We start from the raw sequence: 21,137 nt of genomic DNA, 5'->3' as shown, positions 1-21,137 counted from the left end.
TTACAGCGTGCCGCAAGCGCCCGGGCCGCCGGCAAATGCAAGCCCGCAGCTGCCTTGTTCGGCGTAGAGGTCAGCGACTTCTTCGCGGTGCGATGCTGGAATGACGAAGCGGTCTTCGTATTTGGCAATCGCGAGCAAACGGTACATCTCTTCAATGTCTTCACGGCTTAAGCCGAGCGATTCAATGAGGCGGATGTCCGGCTGTTTGTTCGTTTGTTTCGCCCGCATGTATGAGCGCATGGCCGCCATTTTTTTCAATGTCGTGCGGATGTGCGCCGTATCGCCCGCCGTCAGCAAATTCGCCAAATATTCGATCGGAATGCGCATTTCATCAATGGCCGGGAAGATGTCATCGGCGCTCGCTTGGCTTCCTTTTCCTTCGATCGTATTCATGATCGGGCTCAGCGGCGGAATGTACCATACCATTGGCAGCGTCCGGTATTCCGGATGCAGCGGCAAAGCGATTTTCCAGTCGACGATCATTTTGTAAATCGGCGAGCGCTGTGCGGCGGCGATCCATTCGTCTGGGATGCCCGCTTCTTTCGCGGCGGCGGCGACGGCTGGATTGTTTGGATCAAGGAAAATATCAAGCTGGGCGTGGTACAGCTGTTTCTCATCTGTGACGCTCGCCGCTTCTTTCACTTTGTCAGCGTCATACAGAATCACACCGATGTAACGGATGCGGCCGACGCACGTTTCCGAACAAATCGTCGGCATGCCGGCTTCGATGCGCGGGAAGCAGAGCGTGCATTTTTCCGCTTTGTTCGTTTGCCAGTTGAAATACACTTTTTTGTACGGGCAGCTTGTGACGCAATACCGCCAAGCGCGGCAGGCGTTTTGGTCGACGAGGACGATGCCGTCCTCGTCGCGTTTGTACATGGCGCCTGACGGGCAGCTCGATACGCATGACGGATTGAGGCAATGCTCGCAAATGCGCGGCAAGTACATCATAAAGACATTCTCAAATTCCGCTTGGATCGCCTGCTCCATTTTGACAACGTTCGGATCACGCAAACCGGTGATATGGACGCCGGCCAGATCGTCTTCCCAGTTCGGCCCCCATGACAGCTCCATCCATTCGCCGGTGATGCTTGATTTCGGCCGCGCCACTGGCTGGTATTGTTTTAGCGGGCTGTTCGTCAACGTTTCATAGTCGTAATTCCACGGTTCGTAGTAATCGTCGATCGTAGGCTGGTACGGATTGTAGAACAAGTTGACGAGCCGCATCGCTTTCGAGCCGGATTTGAGCCGCAGTTCGCCGTTTTTCAACTCCCAGCCGCCTCTATACTTCTCTTGGTTTTCCCATTGTTTCGGATAGCCGATTCCGGGTTTCGTTTCAACGTTGTTAAAGTACATGTATTCAGCGCCGGGGCGGTTCGTCCATGTGTTTTTGCACGTGACGCTGCACGTATGGCAGCCGATGCATTTGTCCAAATTCATCACCATGCCGACTTGCGCTTTAATCTTCAAGCCAATCAACCTCCTCGAGTTTGCGGATGACGACGTACAGGTCGCGTTGGTTGCCCGTCGGTCCGTAATAGTTGAATCCGTAGCTTAACTGTGCATATCCGCCGATCATATGCGTCGGCTTTACGTGGATGCGCGTCGGGCTGTTGTGTGTGCCGCCGCGGTTGTTTGTCAGCTTCGTGCCCGGCACGTTAATATGGCGGTCTTGCGCGTGGTGCATAAACGCCATGCCGCGCGGCAGCCGGTGGGAGACGACGGCGCGGGCGACGACGACGCCGTTTTCGTTGAAACATTCGATCCAGTCGTTGTCGTTGATGCCGGTTTCGGCCGCATCATCTTTGTTCATCCACACGGTCGGCCCGCCGCGGAAAAGCGTCAACATCGGCAAGGAGTCGAAATACATGCTGTGGATCGACCATTTGTTATGCGGCGTCAAATAGTTCAAGATGACTTCCTTTCCGTTTTCTTTCGGGCGTTTGTTTGAAAACGGACGGTGCGGCAACACCGGCTTGAACGTCGCCATCGTTTCGCCGAACTCGTGCATCAGTTCATGATCGATGTAAAACGACTGCCGGCCGGTCAACGTCCGCCACGGGATGAGCCGTTCGACGTTCGTCGTAAACGGCGAGTAGCGCCGCCCGCCTTTTTCCGAGCCGCTGAACGCCGGCGAGGTGATGACCGTTTTCGGCTGGGCGGTGATTTGTTCAAACGTAAAGCATTCTTCCTCGCGTTCTTTCGCTAAATCGGCCAATTTCAAATCCGTCTTTTTCTCAAGCGCCTCCCACGCTTTGACCGCCATTTTTCCGTTTGTAGTCGATGACAGCGTCAAAATCGCTTCCGCCGCTTTTTTCGCTTCGCTGATATCCGGGCAGCCATCGGCGACCGAGGCGCGCCGGACAGTGCCGAGCCGGCGTTTCAGCTGTTCGTACTCGTCTTTCGCCGACCAGGCAATCCCTTTTGTGCCGATCGGCTGGCGGGCGACATTTGGACCTAAGGCGGTCATTTGGTCGTAAAGAAGGGTATAGTCGCGTTCAATGACGTGAATGTTCGGCATCGTTTTGCCCGGAATCGGTTCAGTTTCGCCTTTGCTCCAGTCTTTCACTTCACCGAACGGCTGCGCCAGCTCTTGCGCCGTATCGTGCAACAGCGGAGTGGCGACGACTTCTTTCATTGGCTTCAAGCCGGCTTGTTTCGCGACATCAGATACGGCTTTCGCGAGTGATTTGAAAATATCCCAGTCCGAGCGCGCTTCCCAGAGCGGAGGCACCGCCGGGTTGAATGGGTGGACGAACGGGTGCATATCGGTGCTGCTTAAGTCATGTTTTTCATACCAGGTCGCCGCCGGCAGGACGACATCGGAGTAAAGAGCCGTTCCCGCCATGCGGAAGTCTAGGTTGACGAGCAAGTCGAGCTTGCCTTCCGGCGCTTCGTCGCGCCAGCGGATTTCTTCCGGGCGCAGGCTGTCTCGGTCATCGTTTAACAAGCCGTTCGTCGTGCCAAGCAAATGTTTTAAGAAATATTCGTGCCCTTTGCCGGAGCTTGAAATTAAGTTGGCGCGCCAGACGATCAAGTTGCGCGGGAAGTTGGCCTCATCGTCCGGGTCTTCAATGGCAAACTGCAGCTTTTTCTCTTTCAGCTGTTTCGCGACATAGGCGCCGATTTCTTCCGGTGTGCGGGCGCCGGCGTGAACGGCTTCGTTGTACAGCTCGATGCCGTTTTTGTTAAATGTCGGGTACGACGGCAGCCAGCCGAGCCGCGCGGCCAAGACGTTGTAATCGCCAGGATGCAAGTAGCGCGCTTTTTTGGCCAGCGGCGAGACGAGTTCGTCGACCGGCCGCTCTTCATAGCGCCATTGATCGGTCGCAAAGTAAAAGAACGACGTGCCGTTTTGCAATTTCGCCGGTCCGACCCAGTCGCGCGCCATGGCGATTGTCTGCCATCCTTCCGCTGGGCGCAGTTTTTCTTGCCCGACGTAATGCGCCCAGCCGCCGCCATTCACCCCTTGGGCGCCGACGAACAAGACAAGGTTCAAGACGGCGCGGTAAATCGTATCGGAGTTGAACCAATGGTTGATCCCGGCGCCGACGATGATCATGGACCGGCCGTTTGTGTCGATCGCGTTGTCGGCAAACTCGCGGGCGATTTTGACGACGAGATCCCGCTTGACACCGGTGATCGCTTCTTGCCATGCTGGCGTGAACGGCACCTCGTCGTCGTACGAGCGGGCGACTGTGCCGCCGATGCCGCGGTCAATGCCGTAGTTGGCTAAAACCAAGTCATAGACGGTCGTGACATACACGTCGCCCGCTTCGGTGTGCACTTTTTTCACCGGCACAGCACGCTCGATTGTTTTTCCACCGTCATCCGTGAAATATGGCAACTGAATCGGGAAGATTCCATCTTCGCTGCCTAAAAACGACAGGCGCGGTTCAATGGGCTGCCCCGTTTCCTCGTCGACGAGGCGCAAGTTCCATTTCCCCTTATCCTCCCAGCGGGCGCCGATCGTTCCATTCGGCACGACAAACGAGTCGGTGTTTTCATCATAGATGACCGGCTTCCATTCGGCATTGTTCGTTTGTTTGCCAAGGTCTTTCGCCAACAAGAAGCGGCCGGCCGTCCATGTGTCTCCCTCTTGTTTTAAAGTGACGACAAATGGAAAATCGGTATACGTTTTCGCATATTGTTCAAAATACGGGACGGTCCGTTTGACATAATATTCGTTTAAAATAACATGTCCCATCGCCATCGCCAAGGCGCCGTCCATTCCTTGTTTCACCGACAGCCAATCGTCGGCGAATTTTGTCGACTCGGCGTAATCCGGGCTGACGGAGACGACTTTCGTGCCGCGGTAGCGCACTTCGGCTAAAAAGTGAGCGTCCGGAGTCCGGGTGAGCGGGACGTTCGAGCCCCAGGTGATGATGTAGCCGGCGTTGTACCAGTCGCTTGACTCCGGCACGTCCGTTTGGTCGCCCCAAATTTGCGGCGAGGCTGGCGGCAAGTCGGCGTACCAGTCGTAAAAGCTTAACATCGGCCCGCCCATCAGCTGCATGAAGCGCGATCCGGCGGCATGGCTGACCATCGACATCGCCGGAATCGGCGAGAAGCCGATGTTGCGGTCCGGTCCGTATTTCACAACCGTATACAATAAGGAAGCGGCGACAAGCGTCAACGCTTCGTCCCAGCTGACGCGGACAAACCCGCCTTTTCCGCGCGCCTGTTTGTAGCGTTTTGCTTTTTCGCGGTCTTCGACGATGCTTTTCCACGCTTCAAGCGGATTGTTCGGATGAGCCGCGAGCGCCTCGCGCCACATGTCAAGCAAAACGCCGCGCACGTACGGGTATTTGACGCGCAACGGGCTGTACATGTACCATGAGAAGCTCGCGCCGCGCGGACAGCCGCGCGGTTCAAAATCCGGCATATCCGGCCCGGTTGACGGGTAGTCAAGCTGCTGCCCTTCCCACGTGACGATGCCGTTTTTGACATAAATGTTCCAGCTGCACGATCCTGTGCAGTTGACGCCGTGAGTCGAGCGGACGACTTTGTCGTGCTGCCAGCGGCGGCGGTAGGCGTCTTCCCAGGCGCGGTCGCCGTAAGTTGTTTCACTGTGGCCGTCGGCTTGGCGCTCAATCGGCCGAATATATTTGAAACGGTTGGCAAGCGGGGATCGTTTTCGTTTCATTTTGTTCAACTCCTTTACGCGTTCTGTACTTTTAACAATAACCATGATGCCAATAACACGATGTTAACTTTGTCACACTTCGCGGCATTGTCACAAATTCGTCAAAGAAACGAACAAATATTCTTTTCTGTGGTATAATGGGGAAAACGATAAAAGTTTGAGGGGATTTCGTTGCGATACTCCAGCCATGTCATTGCCACATTATGCCTCGGCGCGGCGGCGGCCGCGCATACAAAGCTGCCGTTTACCGCCGCCTATACGGCGGGGCTTGTCATCGGCAGCCTTCTTCCTGATATTGACGAGCCGTCGTCATACGTCGGCCGCCGTTCGTTCGGCGTCGCCGGCAAAGTGAAAGAAGCGTTCGGCCATCGCGGCATGACGCATTCGCTCATCGTCTGGGGGGTGCTTGCCGCCCTCGTCTGGCGAGATTCGGCGTCGCCGTTTGCCGCGGGGCTCGTGCTCGGCTACTTGTTTCACATTGTGGAAGACTTTTTTTCCGTCCAGGGAGTGCCGCTGTTTTGGCCGTTTTCGTCCAAGCGTTGGAAAGTGCCGCTCTATCGGACGGGAAAGGGGATGGAAAAAGCATTGGTTGGCATCGCTTGGATCGCATTCGTCTATTTTGGCGTCAACGGCTTGTTTCACGAATGGTGGCGGTCATGGTTGTCGATGTGGTAACGGCGCCCGATCAAAAAAGGAAAAAAGAGGTGCGGCGGCGAATATGGTGAGAGGAACGGGTTTGACTAGATAAGGGGGAGAAGAAGATGAGCGAACAATATCCGGTGCTTCCGGGCGCCGAGCCGTTTTACGCCGAAAACGGGCCGGTCGGGGTGCTGCTCGTGCACGGATTCACGGGCACGCCCCACAGCATGCGCCCGCTCGCTGAGGCGTATGCGAAAGCCGGCTACACGGTCTGCCTGCCGCGCTTAAAAGGGCACGGAACGCATTATGAAGACATGGAGCGGACGACGTTCCACGACTGGATCGCCTCGGTCGAAGAAGGATATGAATGGCTGAAAAAACGATGCCAAACCATTTTTGTCACCGGTCTGTCCATGGGTGGGACGCTGACGCTTTATATGGCGGAACGTTACCCGTCCATCCGCGGCATCGTCCTGATCAATGCGGCGATTGACATCCCGGCCATTCGCGCTGGTCTAGCGGGTGGCGGCGAGCTGCCGAGGTATCTGGATTCGATCGGTTCGGACTTGAAAAATCCAGATGTGAAAGAGCTGGCATACGAGAAAACGCCGACCGCTTCGCTTCTTCAGCTGGCTAGGCTGATGGAGCAAGTGAAAGGCGAACTGGAACGTGTGACATGCCCGATTTTAATTTTCGTCTCGAACGAAGACCATGTCGTGCCGCCTAAGAACGCGGACATCATTTTTCGCGGCGTCCACTCGTCAGACAAAGAGATCGTTCGGCTGAAAAACAGCTATCATGTTGCGACGCTTGATTACGACCAAACGACGATTATCGAACGATCGCTGGAATTTTTCGCTAAGCATGCGGATTGAGCGCGTCTGTTCTGAGCCTTGTCCTGTCAAAACAGGGCAGGGCAATTTTTGTTGTCGTTATTTTTCTAAAAAAATAGGTGGCTGTTTTCGACGACTTGTTCTAAACTAATGATAGTGAAAATGATAAAGGAGCTTTCAGTTGCATGATGATGGAACAAATTTCGTTGCTTATTCAAGAAAAGAGAATAATAGAGGCTCTAAACAAAGTAAAACCGTATTTGGAAAACGTAGGATTATTCGAGTGGCGGCCGCTCATGGCTTCGTGGGACGAGATCGAACCGTTTCGGACGCTCATCCGCCTGTTCGATTACGCGCTCATGTACCGGCATAGCGGGCTTGTCGCTCGGTACGCCCATCGGAAGTTCAACACGCTGCAGACGCTCGCTTGGGTGTGCGATGAGTGGCTCGAGAACCGCCGGCCGCTCGATGTGGAAGAGGCGCTCACCCCGCGTCTTACAGAAGCGCTCGAAGGCCGGGTGGAGGAGCCGAGGGAAGCGATCGCCCGGGCGGCGTTTGCGTTGGTGCGCGCTTTATTGGATATGCAGCGGATCGATGAGGCGCGGGAATGGATGGATGTGGTTGCCCGCTATGAGACGGTGCCGATGCATGACAAGTGGGGCTATTTTTATATCGAAACCGGCGACCGGAAGCGAGCGGAACAAGCGATCCGGGCTGGGTTGGACGACCCGGAGCGCGGCGACATGTGCTATTTGCTGCTTTCGGATTTGTACGCTCTTGACGGCCGCCACCACGAGGCGCTTGCCGTTTTGGAGGAAGGAGGGCGGCGCTTTCCGCAAGTGCTGGCGTTTTACGCTGAGCGCGTGCGCCGCTTGCGCGATGTGCGCGCCTACCGTGAGGCGCTCGCGGCGATGGATGAACTTGACCGCCTGAATCCGCTTCATATGCATCGCCGTTATTTCGCCCATTTGCGCGCCGAACTGTATTACCAGCTTGACGAATGGGAGAAGCTTGAATCGCTTGTGAAAGCGGAGCCGCAGCTTGAAAAAACGCCGTACGCCCGAGCGCTTGGGCGGCAAAGGAAACGGTCGGTGGTGCTGCCGCTTGTGCCGGTCGTGCAAAAGCATAACTATTGCGTGCCGGCAAGTTTGGAAATGATGCTTCGATTGCTTGGCTCCCCCCGTACGCAGGATGAAGTGGCCCAACATATTTTTGATGTGCGCGGATCGAAATTGTCGACGACGGTTCATTATTTGGAAGAGCTTGGCTTTGTTTGCCGCTTTTTCGTCGGCTCGCCGCTTCGTTGGAAGCGGCTGATTGATGAGGGCGTTCCGGTGCTGTTAAGCGTCGATTATGAACAGTCATCGCACGTGCAGGTGTTGTTTGGCTATGACGAGCGGCTTGGGGCGTTGTACGTGCAAGACCCGAATCTGTTTGATCCGTTTGTCGTTTCCGAGGACGAGCTTGCCAAATGGTATGCAGGGACGCATTATTTGTCGATTGTGGCGCTTCCCCGGGAAAAAGCGGCGCTCGCCGCCGAGCTCCCCGAAGAGGAAGACCGCTATTTCCGCGAATTGCATGCGTTGGCCGAAAAGATGGATGAGGACGAGCAGGCGCATTTCGACGCGTTTGTCGCCTTTTTGCGCAAGCATGAGCACATCCCGTACACATGGCTGTATGTCATGAAGCATTTTAGCAGCGATGAGGCGAAGCCGCTTGTGTTGGATTACACCAGGCGCGTCTTGAGCGAGTATCCCGAACATAACGACTTGCTGCTGATGGCGGCGAAAGCGTATGTCTACACGCAAGAAATGGAGAAGGCTGAAGACGTGCTCAAACGGGTGAAAGGAAAGGCACAAAGCCCGCTCTACCATTATTTGCGCGGCCGCATTGCCTTTTTTGCCAGCCGCTATGAAGAGGCGGCACGCTATTTTCGCACCTCGCTCCAGTTGGACCCAGATCAGCCGGAAGTGTGGAGCTATTTCGGGCTCGCCTCGGCGTACGCCGGTCATATCGAAAAAGGGCTCATCTCTTCGCGCGTGGCGGTCAGCCTGTATCCGGGGGATTTGTTTATCGAAACAAACCACGGTGTGCTGTTGTTCCACGCGAAGCGGTTCGCCGAAGCGCGCGCCTGGTTTGACCGCCTTGTGCGCCGCGAACGGCGGGATGCCCAGCTTTGGTATGAGCGGGCCCGCTGCGACATGGAGCTCGGCCGCCGGCGCAAGGCGGAACGCGGCTTTTGCGTCGCGAAAGCGCTCGACCCGCAGGAACCGCACCCGTATTTGATGTTGGCTGACTTGTATGATGACGACGGCGATCGAGAAAAAGCGAAAATGGTGCTGGAAGAGGGATTGGCGGCCGCCTGGCGGTTGGCGCCGCTTTACGTCCGCCTTGGCGATCTCTATATGGAGGAAGGAGAGGCGGAACAAGCGGTTTCGTGCTACGAAGAGGCGATCCGTCATGACAGCGATGACGTGTTCGCCCATCTCGGCTTGGCGGCCGCCCTTGCAGAACGCGGGGATATGGATGAAGCGCGTCGATATGTGATCGAGCAGCGCGCCCGTTTTGCCGCCAACAGCGAATATTGGCTGAACGCGGGAAGATGGCTTGTCGCCCATGGGTTCGCCGACGAGGAGGAAGGACGCGAGACGGCGCTGTCGTGGTTGGAAGAAGGGTTGCGTCTGGCTGAGTTTGAGGCGGAAGAAGCGTACGAGTTTTACCTTGATCAGCTGGCAACGCCGTCTTTAGAGGAACGCGGCCGGGCGTTTTTAGAACAGCTTGTCTCAGCTCGCCCGACACTCGTTTCGGCCCATTCCGCTCTCGGCGCCCTTTATGAACGGCAAGGACGGCCGTCGAAGGCTATGGATTTGTACCGCGAAGCTGCCGCCATGGGCCATGCGCTTTCCCGCTTTCGGCTCGCGGAGCTGTGCGCCTCACTTGGACGCCACGAAGAGGCGAAACAACAGTATGAGACGTGTCTCAAAGCCGATCCATCGTTTGTCCTTTGCCATTTTCGCTTAGCTGCGCTCTATGAGGCAGAAGGAAACGAAGAGCGGCAGCATACGCATTTGCTTCAGGCGGTCCGCCTTGCCCCGAAGCGTGTCGATATGGAGCAGCTTGCCGCGATTGCGGAGCCTTCAGCGCTTCTCCGCGCGTTGGCTGATGCCCGTCCGCATGCAGGGGAGGCGTGGTATTACGACAGTCTTGGATATGTCTATGGAGCGCTCGGACGCCGCGATCAAGAAAAGGCGGCGGTCGAGAAGGCGCTTGCTCTTGACCCGGACCATCCTGAAGTGCTCCGCCATTGGGCGATGGTGCTGATCGCGGAAGGAAGCCAAAAAGAGGCGGCGAAACTGCTCGAACAGTTGATGGTGCGCCATCCGGACGATGAATCGTTGTACCCGTTGTATGTGGCTCTCTTTCCGAAAACGATGCGCGGCTTAGGGAAGCTGCGCCATCGACTCGAGCGGCTGAAGGCAAGCCGCGAGGCGAAAAGCGTGATGTATCGGAACACCGCCTCGGCTCTTTTCCCGTATTTTGGCGAGGAGCAGGGGGAGCATGACGAACCGGTGCGATGGTGGACAAAAGCGAAAGAATGGGTCGGCACCGTTGTCTTGTTTTCGATTGTGACCGATTTCTACGACGAAGCGATTCGCCTCAACCGCAGCGATGCGGAAGCCTACAGGCGGCTCGCCCGCTTATATGCCGCGCTCGAATTGGACAGCGATGCCGTGAAAACGTGGCGCAAAGCGCTCGCCCGCGTTTGGGATCCGTCTTTGGCGCAAGAATTTGTGGAATATTTATTGGCCGCCGATGAGGAAAGAAAACGCGAGGAAGCGAAGCGCTGGCTGGAGCGGCTGCTGGCTGATGACCCGGATGATGTCGACCTGCGCGTGCTGCAGGCGGTCGTTTGGCTTCAAGAAGGACAGCGCGAGAAAGCCAAGCGGCAGCTCGAGGAGATTGTGGCGGAAGAACCGCTCGCCCGTGAGGCGCTCATGTTGCTTGGCGAGCATTATATGGAAACGGGCCGCTATCAAGAAGCGGCGGCGCTTTGGGAGCGCTATGCCGATTGGTATCCTGAGGATGAAGAGTTCCATATGCAGCTTGCGGCTGTTTATGAAGAAGCGGGGCGCATCGATCAAGCGCTCGCGGCCATCGAGCGGTGCGTCCATATGGCCAACGATGCCCGGCTTCGCTACGAACGAGCCCGCTATCTCGCGTTGCTTGGACGCTTCGATGAGGCGAAAGAAGAGCTTCGGGCGGCGCTGGCGGCCGATGAAAGCGGGGAGCTGGCCGTCTTGGCAGCCGACGAGCCGGCATTTCACCGCTTGGAGCGGATGTGATCAATTGTTGCTTTTCTTTCGGTTGAAAGTTTGCTATTGTATGGAAAGAGAACAATCGACAGGCGAAAGGGAGGTGGACGCATGGAAGCGCCTATTGATTTGCTTGTGTATATGTCGCTTGTCGGCGCGCTATGGATCATCATGAAAGGACATACGAGCGCGCGCCGGATGGCAGGTTCGCTGTTTTATGAACCGGCGTTGGCCGCGGTTCGCGAGCATGAAGCAGAGGGAGGCGCCGAACGGGCGGCGCTTCCATGGCGCCCGCTGTTTTTGCCGCAACGGCGGAAAATTCCCGTTCGGGAACGGACAAGCCGAACGGATGAGGATGGAAGGCCCTTTCCTTTATGTTGAAACGGCATGATTTTGCAACATGATATTGAAGGAGGGCTTTTCATGAAAAAATGGGTATTGGTGCTGCTTGGCGTCGTTTTGCTTCTTGCCGGCTGCAACCGCAACGAACCGATCGACGAACATAGCCAAGGCATTTGGAACCATTATTTTGTCTATCCAATGTCGAAGCTTCTTTTGACGCTTGGGCACTGGTTTGGCGACAATTACGGCATCGCCATTATCGTGCTGACGCTCATCGTCCGCTTTTGCTTGCTGCCGCTCATTTTGAAGCAGTTCCGCGCATCGATCGCCATGCAAAAACTGCGCCCGGAGCTTATGAAGCTGCAAGAAAAATATAAAAGCAAAGACCCGGAAACGCAGCGCAAGCTCCAGCAAGAAATGATGCAGCTGTATCAAAAGCACGGCGTCAACCCGGCGAGCGGCTGCCTGCCGGTGCTCATTCAAATGCCGATTTTTATGGCGCTGTATTACGCGATTTCGCGGACGCAAGAAATTAAAACGCATTCGTTCTTATGGGTCGAGCTCGGCCATCGCGATCCGTATTTCATTTTGCCCGTTTTAGCGGCGTTGACGACGTTCATCTCGCTCCGCCTGTCGCCGTCGATGGCTGAAGAACAAATGCCGCAAATGGCGATGATGTCGTACATCATGCCGGTCATGATTTTTATCGGCGCCAGCTCCGTTCCATCGGCGCTGTCGCTCTATTGGGTCGTCGGCGGCTGCTTCTCGATCATCCAGTCGCTCATTTTGCGTGCTCAAATGAAAGCGGCCAAAGCGGCGGAAAACAGCTAAAACGACTTCGACAATCCCCTGTCTGCTTCAAAGCAGGCAGGGGATTTGTTGTCTTGTCTGCTGTCCATATTGCTATGGTATAATGGTAGAAAAGCCCAACAAGATGTAGGCGGGATGAAAAAACAGCAACCCGACCATGCAGGAAGAGGAAAAGGAGTGAACGGGAATGAACAAAGCGCTTATTAACATCGACTACACCGTCGATTTCATCGCCGATCATGGCGCGCTTACATGCGGGAAACCGGGGCAGGCGATTGAAAAAGAGCTCGTGCGGGTGACGAAACAGTTTATTGACAACGGTGATTTTGTCGTCTTTGCCATTGACAAGCATGTGGCGGGAGACGACTATCATCCGGAAACGAAGTTGTTTCCGCCGCATAACATTGAAGGGACGGAGGGGCGAAAGCTGTACGGGGAGCTCGAGGCGGTGTATCAGGGGAACAAGCATAAAAACAATGTGTATTGGATGGACAAAACGCGCTACAGCGCGTTCGCCGGAACGGATTTGGAGCTGAAATTGCGCGAAAGAGGCATCACGGAAGTGCATTTGGTCGGCTGCTGCACCGATATTTGCGTTCTTCATACGGCGGTCGATGCGTACAACAAAGGATTTCGCATCGTCGTCCACCGGCGGGCGGTGGCGAGCTTCGACGCGGCGGGACACGAATGGGCGCTCCGCCATTTTCGCCATACGCTAGGCGCGGAAATAGTGGAATAATGGAGAAAACGTGATAGAATAGACGATGAACATTGTTTTATTCGGCGGCGCCGTCATTCGTGTGTTGGAGGTAGCAATTCATGAAGACATATGCTGATGACAGTTTGATGCTTCATACGGACTTATATCAAATCAATATGGTCGAGACGTATTGGGAAGATCGTATGCATGAGCGCCGCGCTGTGTTTGAAGTGTTTTTCCGCAAGCTGCCGTTTGGCAACGGCTATGCGGTGTTCGCTGGGTTGGAGCGCGTCATTCAGTTTTTGCAGCAGTTCCGATTTTCTGACAGCGACATCGACTATTTGCGCCAAGAGCTTGGCTACCGTGATGACTTTTTAGACTATTTGCGGACGCTTCGCTTCACCGGCACGGTCCGTTCGATGCGCGAAGGGGAAGTGGTGTTTGCCAACGAGCCGATTATGCGCATTGAGGCGCCGCTTGCGGAGGCGCAGCTCATTGAAACCGCCATTTTAAACATCATCAATTTTCAGACGCTCATCGCCACGAAAGCGTCGCGCATTAAGCATATTCTCGGGAACGAACCGGCTTTGGAGTTCGGCAGCCGGCGGGCGCAGGAGATGGATGCGGCGCTTTGGGGGGCGCGCGCAGCGTATATCGGCGGGATTGAGGCGACATCGAACGTGCGCGCCGGGAAGCTGTTTGGCATTCCGGTCGCCGGAACGCACGCCCATTCGATGATTCAAGCGTATCAGGATGAATACACCGCCTTTTTGAAGTATGCACGCCGTCATAAAGACTGCGTATTTCTCGTCGATACGTACGATACGTTGAAGTCCGGGGTGCCAAACGCCATTCGCGTCGCGAAGGAGCTGGGCGACCAAATCAACTTTATCGGCATCCGCATCGACAGCGGCGATCTCGCCTATTTGTCGAAGGAAGCGCGGAAAATGCTCGATGAAGCCGGATTTCCGAACGCGAAAATTTTCGCCTCGAACGATTTGGATGAAGATACGATTTTAAACTTGAAGTCGCAAGGGGCGAAAATCGATGTGTGGGGGATCGGCACAAAGCTCATTACGGCGTACGATCAGCCAGCGCTCGGCGCCGTGTACAAAATGGTGGCGATTGAAAACGAACGCGGTGAGATGGTCGATACAATCAAAATCAGCGGCAATCCAGAGAAAGTGACGACGCCGGGGCTGAAGCGGGTGTACCGCATCGTCAACAAAATCAACCATAAAGCGGAAGGCGACTACATCGCCTTAGAGAGCGAAAACCCGCAGCAAGAAGAGCGGCTGAAAATGTTCCATCCGGTGTACACGTTCATCAGCAAATTCGTCACCAATTTCGAAGCGCGTGATTTGCATGTGACGATCTTCGACAACGGCCGGCTGGTGTATACGTCGCCGCCGCTTCCGGACATTCAAGCGTATGCGAAAGAAAGCTTGCGCTTGTTTTGGGAGGAGTACAAACGGACGCTCAATCCCGAGCAATATCCCGTCGATTTGAGCCAAGCGTGTTGGGACAATAAGATGGAAAACATCCGCAAGGTGAAAGAAAAAATTGCCGGCGCATCTTTAAGTGAATAACCGTCTTGGCTGCGGGGCAAGCGCATGGTGTCGCTTTGTGCGCGATCGACCGCCTTAACCGGTCCCGCGCGTTGCAACGCAAAGCGATATTCTTTTTTCCGCCGCAATAACAAAGGTGTCCCGAACGGCGCGGGACACCTCTTTCATGTAGACCGCTGACGGTTTTGGCTTGGCAGCTGTCGATCGAGTTCGTCAACGAGTTCGGCGAAATGACCTAAGACCCGCTCGATCGGTTCGGGGCTTGTCATATCTACTCCGGCACGTTTGAGCAGACGGATCGGGTCATCGGATGCGCCGGAGCGCAAAAATTGTTTGTACCGCTTCACCGCTTTGCCGCTTGCATCGGTTTGAATGCCGCTCACAATGGCGTACGATGCGGCGAGCGAAGTGGCATATTTGTATACATAAAAGGCGTCATAAAAATGCGGAATGCGCAGCCAGCCGCGCGCGGCGCCGGGATCGGCGGCGTACGCCGGGCCGTAATACGTTTTGAGCAAGCCAAGCCAAAGCTGGTTCAGTTCGTCCGCTGTCAGGCTGCCGCCTTGGCGCACTTTGTCATGAATGATCCGCTCAAATTCGGAATACATCACTTGCGTGTACAACGTGCCGCGGATTTGCTCGATTTGTTCGACGAGCAGGCGGAGTTTTTCTTCTTTTGTTTTTGCCTGTTTGTATAAATAATCGAGCATGAGCCATTCGTTTGCGGTCGAGGCGACTTCGGCGGTGAAAATCGAATGGCCGGCATAATGGTACGGCTGCGCGCGGTTCGTGTAGACGGAATGCATGGCGTGCCCAAGCTCGTGGGCCATCGTCAATACGCTGTCGAGCGAACCGTTGTAATTGAGCAAGATGAACGGATGGGTGTCATACGCTCCCGTGTTGTAGCCGCCGGTATATTTTTTCGGGCGCGGGAAGACATCAAGCCATCGCTCTTGAAACGCTCGGTGCACCTGTTTGATATAGTCGGCGCCGAGCGGCTTGAGCCCTTCGACAATGAACGTTTTCGCTGTTTCAACTGGGATCGATTTCGCCGTTTCGCCGACAAGCGGCACGTACAAATCATAGCTGTGAACGCGGTCAAGCCCGAGCGCGCGCCGCCGCAATTCGATATAGCGGTGCAGCGCCGGCAAATGGCGGCGGGTGGCGGCGATTAAGTTGTCGAACACTTCCTTCGGGACATCGTCGGCGGCCAGCGCGGCGGCCAGGCCGGATGGATAGCGGCGCACGTTCGCATACAATTCATCCGCTTTGACCGAGGCGTACAGCGTCGCGGCTGCGGTTTGTTCCATGGCTTCATAACTTTTGGCTTTCGCTTCAAACGCCGCCTTTCGATAGCGGCGGTCTGGGTGCTCGAGCATGGCGGCGTATTGGTCGTCGGTCAATGTCACTGTCTTTCCGTTCGGCATCGTGACAGATGGCGGCTCGTAATCGCCGCGGGCGGCGTGGTCATAAATGTTCTCTGCTTCGCCGAGCGCCGGCGATAGTTTCGCGAGCAGCTGTTCTTCGCGTTTCGTGAGCGTATGCGGCTTTTGCTCACGCAACTCATGGAAGTAATAGCGGTACGCTTTCAGCGGTTTGCTTTTTTGGAGCTTCCTGAGCGTCCGCTCTGGGAGGGCGAGCAGTTCCGGCTCGATAAACGCTGTTTTCGCCGCATATTGGGCGGCGAGCGCTTCCACTTTTGCCCCGAGCCGGGCCGCCGTTTCATCTTCAATGTTGATATCGCGTTTTAAATGGGCGTAAAGCGACAGTTTTTCGAGCTTGCGGGCCGTTTGTTCGTTTAGGGCGAACAGTTTGGCGATCGTCTTCGCATCGTCAAGCTTCCCTTCAAACGCCGCCAGTTTCGGCAAGGCGTTTTTCACCGCCTTGTAGTCGCGCATCCATTCGTGTTCGGATGGGTAAATGTCGGCCACATTCCATTCGTATGCAGTTTCGGCGGCTGATGTCGGCCATGGGGAGGCCAAAAGAAGCACGGCGGCGAGCCCAAGAAGCCAGCGCTTCATATCATCACGTCCTTTCCGTTTTTTCCTCTTGTTGGTAGTATGCGCAAGCGGAACGATTTTAGCCAAAACCAAAAAAAGAAAGGGAGACGATCAATGGAACGAATCCGTTTAGCGGACGATTTGACTTTTTCCCGCCTCATTCACGGCTGTTGGCGGCTTGCGGACTGGGGCTATTCGCGCGAGCAGCTGCTCGGGCTCATTGAATTTTGTCTTGAGCGCGGCATTACGACGTTTGACCATGCTGATATTTACGGCGACTACACGTGTGAATCGCGCTTTGGCGAAGCGCTGGCGTTAAAGCCAAGCTTGCGCGGTCAGATCGAGATTGTGACGAAATGCGGCATCAAGCTGCCGTCAAAATACGGGATGAAATTATATGATACAAGCAAAACCCATATCATCGCCTCGGTCGAGCAGTCGCTCGCCAATTTCCGCACGGATTATATCGATGTCTTGCTCATTCATCGTCCGGATCCGTTCATGAATCCAGAAGAGGTGGCCGAGGCGTTTTGCCAGCTGAAACAGGACGGAAAAGTGCGCTATTTCGGCGTCTCGAACTTTAAACGTTCGCAGTGGGAAATGCTTCAGTCGTATTTGCCGTTTCCGCTCGTGACCAACCAAATCGAAGTATCGGCGTATCGGTTGGAAAATCTTGAAGACGGCACAGTTGACCTTTGCCTTGAGAAGCGCGTTCCGCCAATGGTATGGTCGCCGCTCGCCGGTGGAGCGATTTTTTCCGCTGACGATGACCGGGCGGTGCGGCTGCGCGGGACGCTTGAACAAGTGCGAGGCGAAGTGGGCGCTGAGACGATCGACGAAGTGCTGTACGCGTGGCTCCTCGTTCATCCAGCGCGGATGATGCCGATTGTCGGCTCGGGGAAACAAGAACGCATCGAGCGGGCGGTGCGGGCGCTGTCTTTGTCGCTTTCCCGCGAGCAATGGTTCGCCATTTTGCAAAGCTCCATGGGGCATGATGTGCCGTAAGGGGAAAGGACGATGAAAGTCATTATCGCGGAAAAGCCGGACCAAGGGGCGACGCTCGCCTCGATTTTTCGGACAAAAAAACGGCAAGGCTATATCGAAATTTTGCCGAATGACTTGTTTCCCAACGGGGCGTATATGACATGGGCGATCGGGCATTTGTTCCAGCTCGCAGCTCCTGAGCGGTACCGCCCCGAGTGGAAACGGTGGACGCTCAACACGTTGCCGATCATCCCGGAACGGTTCGAGTATGAGATCGAAAAAGCGAAGGCGAAACAGTTTCAAGTGGTCAAGGAACTGTTGCGAAAGCCGGAAGTGACGGAAATCATCCATGCCGGCGACGCGGGGCGCGAAGGGGAGCTCATTGTGCGCAACCTCATCCGCCTAAGCGGCGTGAACAAGCCGATGAAGCGGCTTTGGCTGTCGTCCTTGACCCCGAAGGCGATCGAGGAAGGGTTCCGCCGCCTGCTTGATGAACGGACGACGCGCCCGCTCTATGAGGAAGCGTACGCCCGCGCCTGCGCTGATTGGCTCGTCGGCATGAACGCCTCGCGCGTGTACAGCCTCTTGCTGAAAGAGCGCGGGATGAATGATGTGTTTTCCGTCGGACGCGTGCAGACGCCGACATTGGCGCTGATCGTCCGGCGTGAACGGGAAATTGAGCAGTTCCGCCCTGAATCGTTTTGGGAAGTCGTCGCTTCGTTTGTCATCGGCGATAAGCGCTATGAAGGAAAATGGACGGATGAAAACGGCCAAACGCGCCTCAAGGACGAGGAGATGGCGAAAAAGATCGCTGCCTTTTGCCAAGGAAAACGAGCGGAAGTCGCCGACGTCCGCACGGAGCGGAAAACGTATCAGCCGCCCCTGTTGTTCAACTTATCGACGCTGCAGGCGACAGCGAACAAGCTGTACCGCTTCTCGCCGAAAAAGACGCTTGATGTGCTGCAATCGCTCTACCAAAAAGGGATCGTTTCGTACCCGCGTTCCGATTCGATGCATGTGACGAAAGGGGAAGCGGAAACGTTCCCTGCCATTTTGCAAAAGTTGTCATCGTTTCCAGCGTACGCGCCGTATTTTCCGCTGCCGCAGCCGTCGATTTTACAGAATAAGCGTTATGTAAACGAGAAAAAAGTCACCGACCACTACGCGATCATCCCGACTGAACAAGTTGTTGCCCCGGAGAAGCTGTCGGACGACGAGCGGAAGGTGTATGATTTGGTCGTCCGCCGCTTGATTGCCGCCCACCACCAGGCGGCGGTCATCGATTATACGACCGTCACGACGCTCGTTGACGGTCGGGCTCGCTTCGTTTCGAAAGGAAGGCAGGTCGTCGAGGAAGGATGGCGCGCGGTCATCCGCCCGCATGAGGAGGAGAAAGATGCTGCGCTGCCTCCCCTTGAGCGAGGGGAGGCGGGGAAAGCGGCCGCTGTAAAGGTGAAAGAAGGGAAGACCGAGCCGCCGAAACGGTATACAGAAGGCGAACTCATCACCTTGATGAAAACGGCGGGAAAATTTTTGGACGATGAGGAACTGGAAAAAGTGCTCGCCAAAACGGAAGGGCTTGGCACGGAAGCAACAAGGGCGGCGATCATTACCATGCTGAAAGAGCGGAAGTATATTGAAGTGAAAAAGAACCTCGTGTACGCGACCGACAAGGCGAAAGTGTTGATCGAGGCGCTTGGCGGCACGATCCTCGCCTCGCCGGAAATGACGGCGAAATGGGAGCAGCGCTTAAGCGAAATCGGCGAAGGGAGCGCCTCGCCCGCCGCCTTTATGGAACAGGTGAAAAAGTTGGCGCAAAAAGTGGTCGCTGACGCCATCGCCGCCGCGCCGAATTGGAATTTCAGAGGGGTTGACACCGCCTCAATCCAGCGGACAAGGAAGAAAAAAACGATGGGCGAGAAGCTTGGGCCGTGCCCGCTTTGCGGCGGGACCGTCATCGACAAAGGAACGTTGTACGGTTGCGACCAGTACGCGAAAACAAAATGCTCGTTTACGATCTCCAAACGCATTCTCGGCAAATCGATTTCGGCGGCGAATGTGAAAAAGCTGCTGGCGCAAGGGAAAACAAATGTCATAAAAGGGTTTAAAAAAGGCGGGAAAACGTTTGACGCCATACTCGTTTGGGATGAAAACGAGAAGAAATTGTCGTTTCAGTTTCCGAAGCGGTGACGAAGGCAACAGGCGTTGGGGGACGGGAGGTTTGGCGAAAAGGCGGACCGATGGCGGCCCGCCTTTTTTTGCCCTTTACTCCGTTCGCGGCTCTTGAATCCGCTCCATCAACCGCTCCGGCTCGCTCGGCGCGGCAAAGCCGAACTGCCTGTACAGCCCGTGCGCGTCTTTGGTCGCGAGCATCACCTTGCGGACAGCGGCGACATCAGGATGGGCGAGCACGCATGATAACAGCCATTTCCCGAGACCTTGCCCACGGTATGCTTCATCGATGAACACGTCGCACAGATAGGCGAACGTCGCCCGGTCGGTGATGACGCGCGCCATGCCAATTTGCCTGTCGCCGTGAAAAAGGGAAAAGCAGAGCGAATGGTCAAGCGATTTGAGGATCGTTTCGCGGCTGCGCTCATTCGCCCAATACGAGCGGGCAAGGAAGTCAAACACGCGCTCAAGCTGGACGCGGCGGCGGTCCGTCGTCACGGTAAATGGGCCGTTTTCGTAATCGATGATCGTCCACATGATCTGGCCTCCTTTTTCTCAAATGATACACCGAATCGGGTCAAATGGGAACGATTTTCGTTTTTATTAACCATAATAACATTATGTAAACAATAAGCTCCCCCTGGCTCCCTGAAGGCCGGTCAATGGCGGGGCAGACGACGGCAGGCGGCAATGCGGCCAGGGCGGTCTGGATAATCGGTGAACAGGCCGTCAACGCCCATGGCGCATAGGCGAGCGAGATCGTGTGGTTCATTGACGGTATAGACGTGAACAATGAGCCCGCGGCCATGGGCGGCGCGCACCCACTCTTCGGTGACGGCCGAAAGCGGCAAGCCGATGCCATCGGCATAGACGGCGATTTGTTGCAGCAGCTCGTCGCGGCCGCTGTGCGCTTCCTTCTCGCCGACCAATTGAATGAGCCGAATGCCGTGCGGGATGAGCGGCCGGAGCGCTTGCAAGCTTTCCGGGTGGAACGATTGAAACATGACGCGGCGCTGTTGCAGGAAACCGTGTTTTTTCAATAGATGGACGACCGCCTCTTCGATGCCGGGCTGTTTCGTTTCGATGTACAACGGGGCTTCCACACGCTCCGCTTTCAGCATCTGAATCACCTCATCAAGCGTCGGGATGCGCTCGCCGGCAAAGCGTGGATGAAACCACGACCCGGCATCCAGCCGCCTCAGTTCAGCGAACGAAAAATCATTTACCCGCCACGGAGCACGGCGCGGGTAGACCGTTTCGGCATTTGTCGTCCGGGCGAGCGTCGCATCATGCAGAGCAACGAGCTTCCCGTCTTTGGCTGCGCGCACATCGACTTCGATATAGTCCGCCTGCATGCGGGCGGCAAGGCGGTAGGATGAGAGCGTATGCTCCGGCGCGTATCCGGACGCGCCGCGGTGGGCGATGACGGCGGTTTTCGGCTGGCTGGATGGCTGCCAGGCAGCCGCGGCCGCTAAGACGATCGGCAACGATAACAAAAACAATGTGCAAAGATAGAAGCGAAAAACCGTGATCCGGCGCATATACATCTCTCCCCTTCCAGTTATCATATCGGGAAAACAAGTGCGAGGGAAAAACGAGGTGATATAGTGGGGAAAGGATGCTTGTACCG

At 55.7% G+C, this 21,137-nt stretch carries 14 protein-coding genes; 9 read left to right on the top strand and 5 right to left on the bottom strand.

The features are described from left to right. Positions 1-1,470 carry a nitrate reductase subunit beta gene (gene narH, locus JCR24_RS03815; RefSeq protein ID WP_033006307.1) on the bottom strand — a complete coding sequence of 490 codons (1,470 nt, stop codon included), beginning with the start codon at positions 1,468-1,470 and terminating at the stop codon, positions 1-3. Then, positions 1,460-5,146, bottom strand: coding sequence for a nitrate reductase subunit alpha (locus tag JCR24_RS03810; RefSeq protein WP_238980112.1), 3,687 nt, complete (start codon positions 5,144-5,146; stop codon positions 1,460-1,462). Before JCR24_RS03810 ends, narH begins: the two co-directional genes overlap by 11 nt. A 171-nt stretch (positions 5,147-5,317) precedes the next feature. Here JCR24_RS03810 and JCR24_RS03805 point away from each other — a divergent pair, with 171 nt between their 5' ends. From JCR24_RS03805 to JCR24_RS03775, 7 genes are all read left to right on the top strand, one after another. Beyond that, on the top strand, positions 5,318-5,821 hold the full coding sequence (locus tag JCR24_RS03805) for a metal-dependent hydrolase (RefSeq protein WP_238980111.1): 504 nt from the start codon (positions 5,318-5,320) through the stop codon (positions 5,819-5,821). A gap of 86 nt (positions 5,822-5,907) precedes the next feature. Then, positions 5,908-6,660, top strand: a complete 753-nt coding sequence (locus tag JCR24_RS03800; RefSeq protein WP_238980110.1) for an alpha/beta hydrolase — start codon at positions 5,908-5,910, stop codon at positions 6,658-6,660. A 143-nt stretch (positions 6,661-6,803) separates the two neighbouring features. Then, complete coding sequence (locus JCR24_RS03795; RefSeq protein WP_238980109.1) at positions 6,804-10,961, top strand: bacteriocin-processing peptidase family protein; 4,158 nt, start codon at positions 6,804-6,806, stop codon at positions 10,959-10,961. Positions 10,962-11,042: 81 nt separating this feature from the next. Continuing rightward, on the top strand, positions 11,043-11,312 hold the full coding sequence (locus JCR24_RS03790) for a hypothetical protein (protein ID WP_015374914.1): 270 nt from the start codon (positions 11,043-11,045) through the stop codon (positions 11,310-11,312). Between the two features lie 42 nt (positions 11,313-11,354). Beyond that, positions 11,355-12,104, top strand: coding sequence for a membrane protein insertase YidC (yidC, locus tag JCR24_RS03785; protein ID WP_238980108.1), 750 nt, complete (start codon positions 11,355-11,357; stop codon positions 12,102-12,104). Between the two features lie 166 nt (positions 12,105-12,270). Next, positions 12,271-12,822: a cysteine hydrolase family protein gene (locus JCR24_RS03780; protein ID WP_015374912.1), complete on the top strand. Its 552-nt coding sequence runs from the start codon at positions 12,271-12,273 to the stop codon at positions 12,820-12,822. A gap of 80 nt (positions 12,823-12,902) precedes the next feature. Next, complete coding sequence (locus JCR24_RS03775) at positions 12,903-14,372, top strand: nicotinate phosphoribosyltransferase (RefSeq protein WP_238980107.1); 1,470 nt, start codon at positions 12,903-12,905, stop codon at positions 14,370-14,372. 143 nt (positions 14,373-14,515) lie between these two features. On the opposite strand, the gene pepF is transcribed toward JCR24_RS03775, so the two are convergent. Continuing rightward, positions 14,516-16,372: an oligoendopeptidase F gene (gene pepF, locus JCR24_RS03770; protein ID WP_238980106.1), complete on the bottom strand. Its 1,857-nt coding sequence runs from the start codon at positions 16,370-16,372 to the stop codon at positions 14,516-14,518. 93 nt (positions 16,373-16,465) lie between these two features. Between pepF and JCR24_RS03765 the strand changes: the two genes are divergently transcribed. Both JCR24_RS03765 and JCR24_RS03760 read left to right on the top strand, forming a co-directional pair. After that, positions 16,466-17,356: an aldo/keto reductase gene (locus tag JCR24_RS03765; RefSeq protein WP_021322603.1), complete on the top strand. Its 891-nt coding sequence runs from the start codon at positions 16,466-16,468 to the stop codon at positions 17,354-17,356. Between the two features lie 12 nt (positions 17,357-17,368). Continuing rightward, a complete protein-coding gene (locus JCR24_RS03760; RefSeq protein WP_238980105.1) occupies positions 17,369-19,525 on the top strand; it encodes a DNA topoisomerase III in 2,157 nt (718 codons plus the stop codon). Positions 19,526-19,600: 75 nt separating this feature from the next. Here the strand turns inward: JCR24_RS03760 and JCR24_RS03755 are convergent, their stop codons facing one another. Next, a complete protein-coding gene (locus JCR24_RS03755) occupies positions 19,601-20,044 on the bottom strand; it encodes a GNAT family N-acetyltransferase (protein WP_014195907.1) in 444 nt (147 codons plus the stop codon). A gap of 122 nt (positions 20,045-20,166) precedes the next feature. Next, positions 20,167-21,048, bottom strand: coding sequence for a glycerophosphodiester phosphodiesterase family protein (locus tag JCR24_RS03750; RefSeq protein WP_025039122.1), 882 nt, complete (start codon positions 21,046-21,048; stop codon positions 20,167-20,169). Between the last annotated feature and the right edge of the window lie 89 nt (positions 21,049-21,137).

It is taken from the genome of Geobacillus sp. YHL, from assembly GCF_022341265.1.
GTDB lineage: Bacteria > Bacillota > Bacilli > Bacillales > Anoxybacillaceae > Geobacillus > Geobacillus thermoleovorans.
The sequence above is the reverse complement of the archived record's forward strand: the minus strand, read 5'-3'. Positions and strand labels throughout refer to the sequence as shown.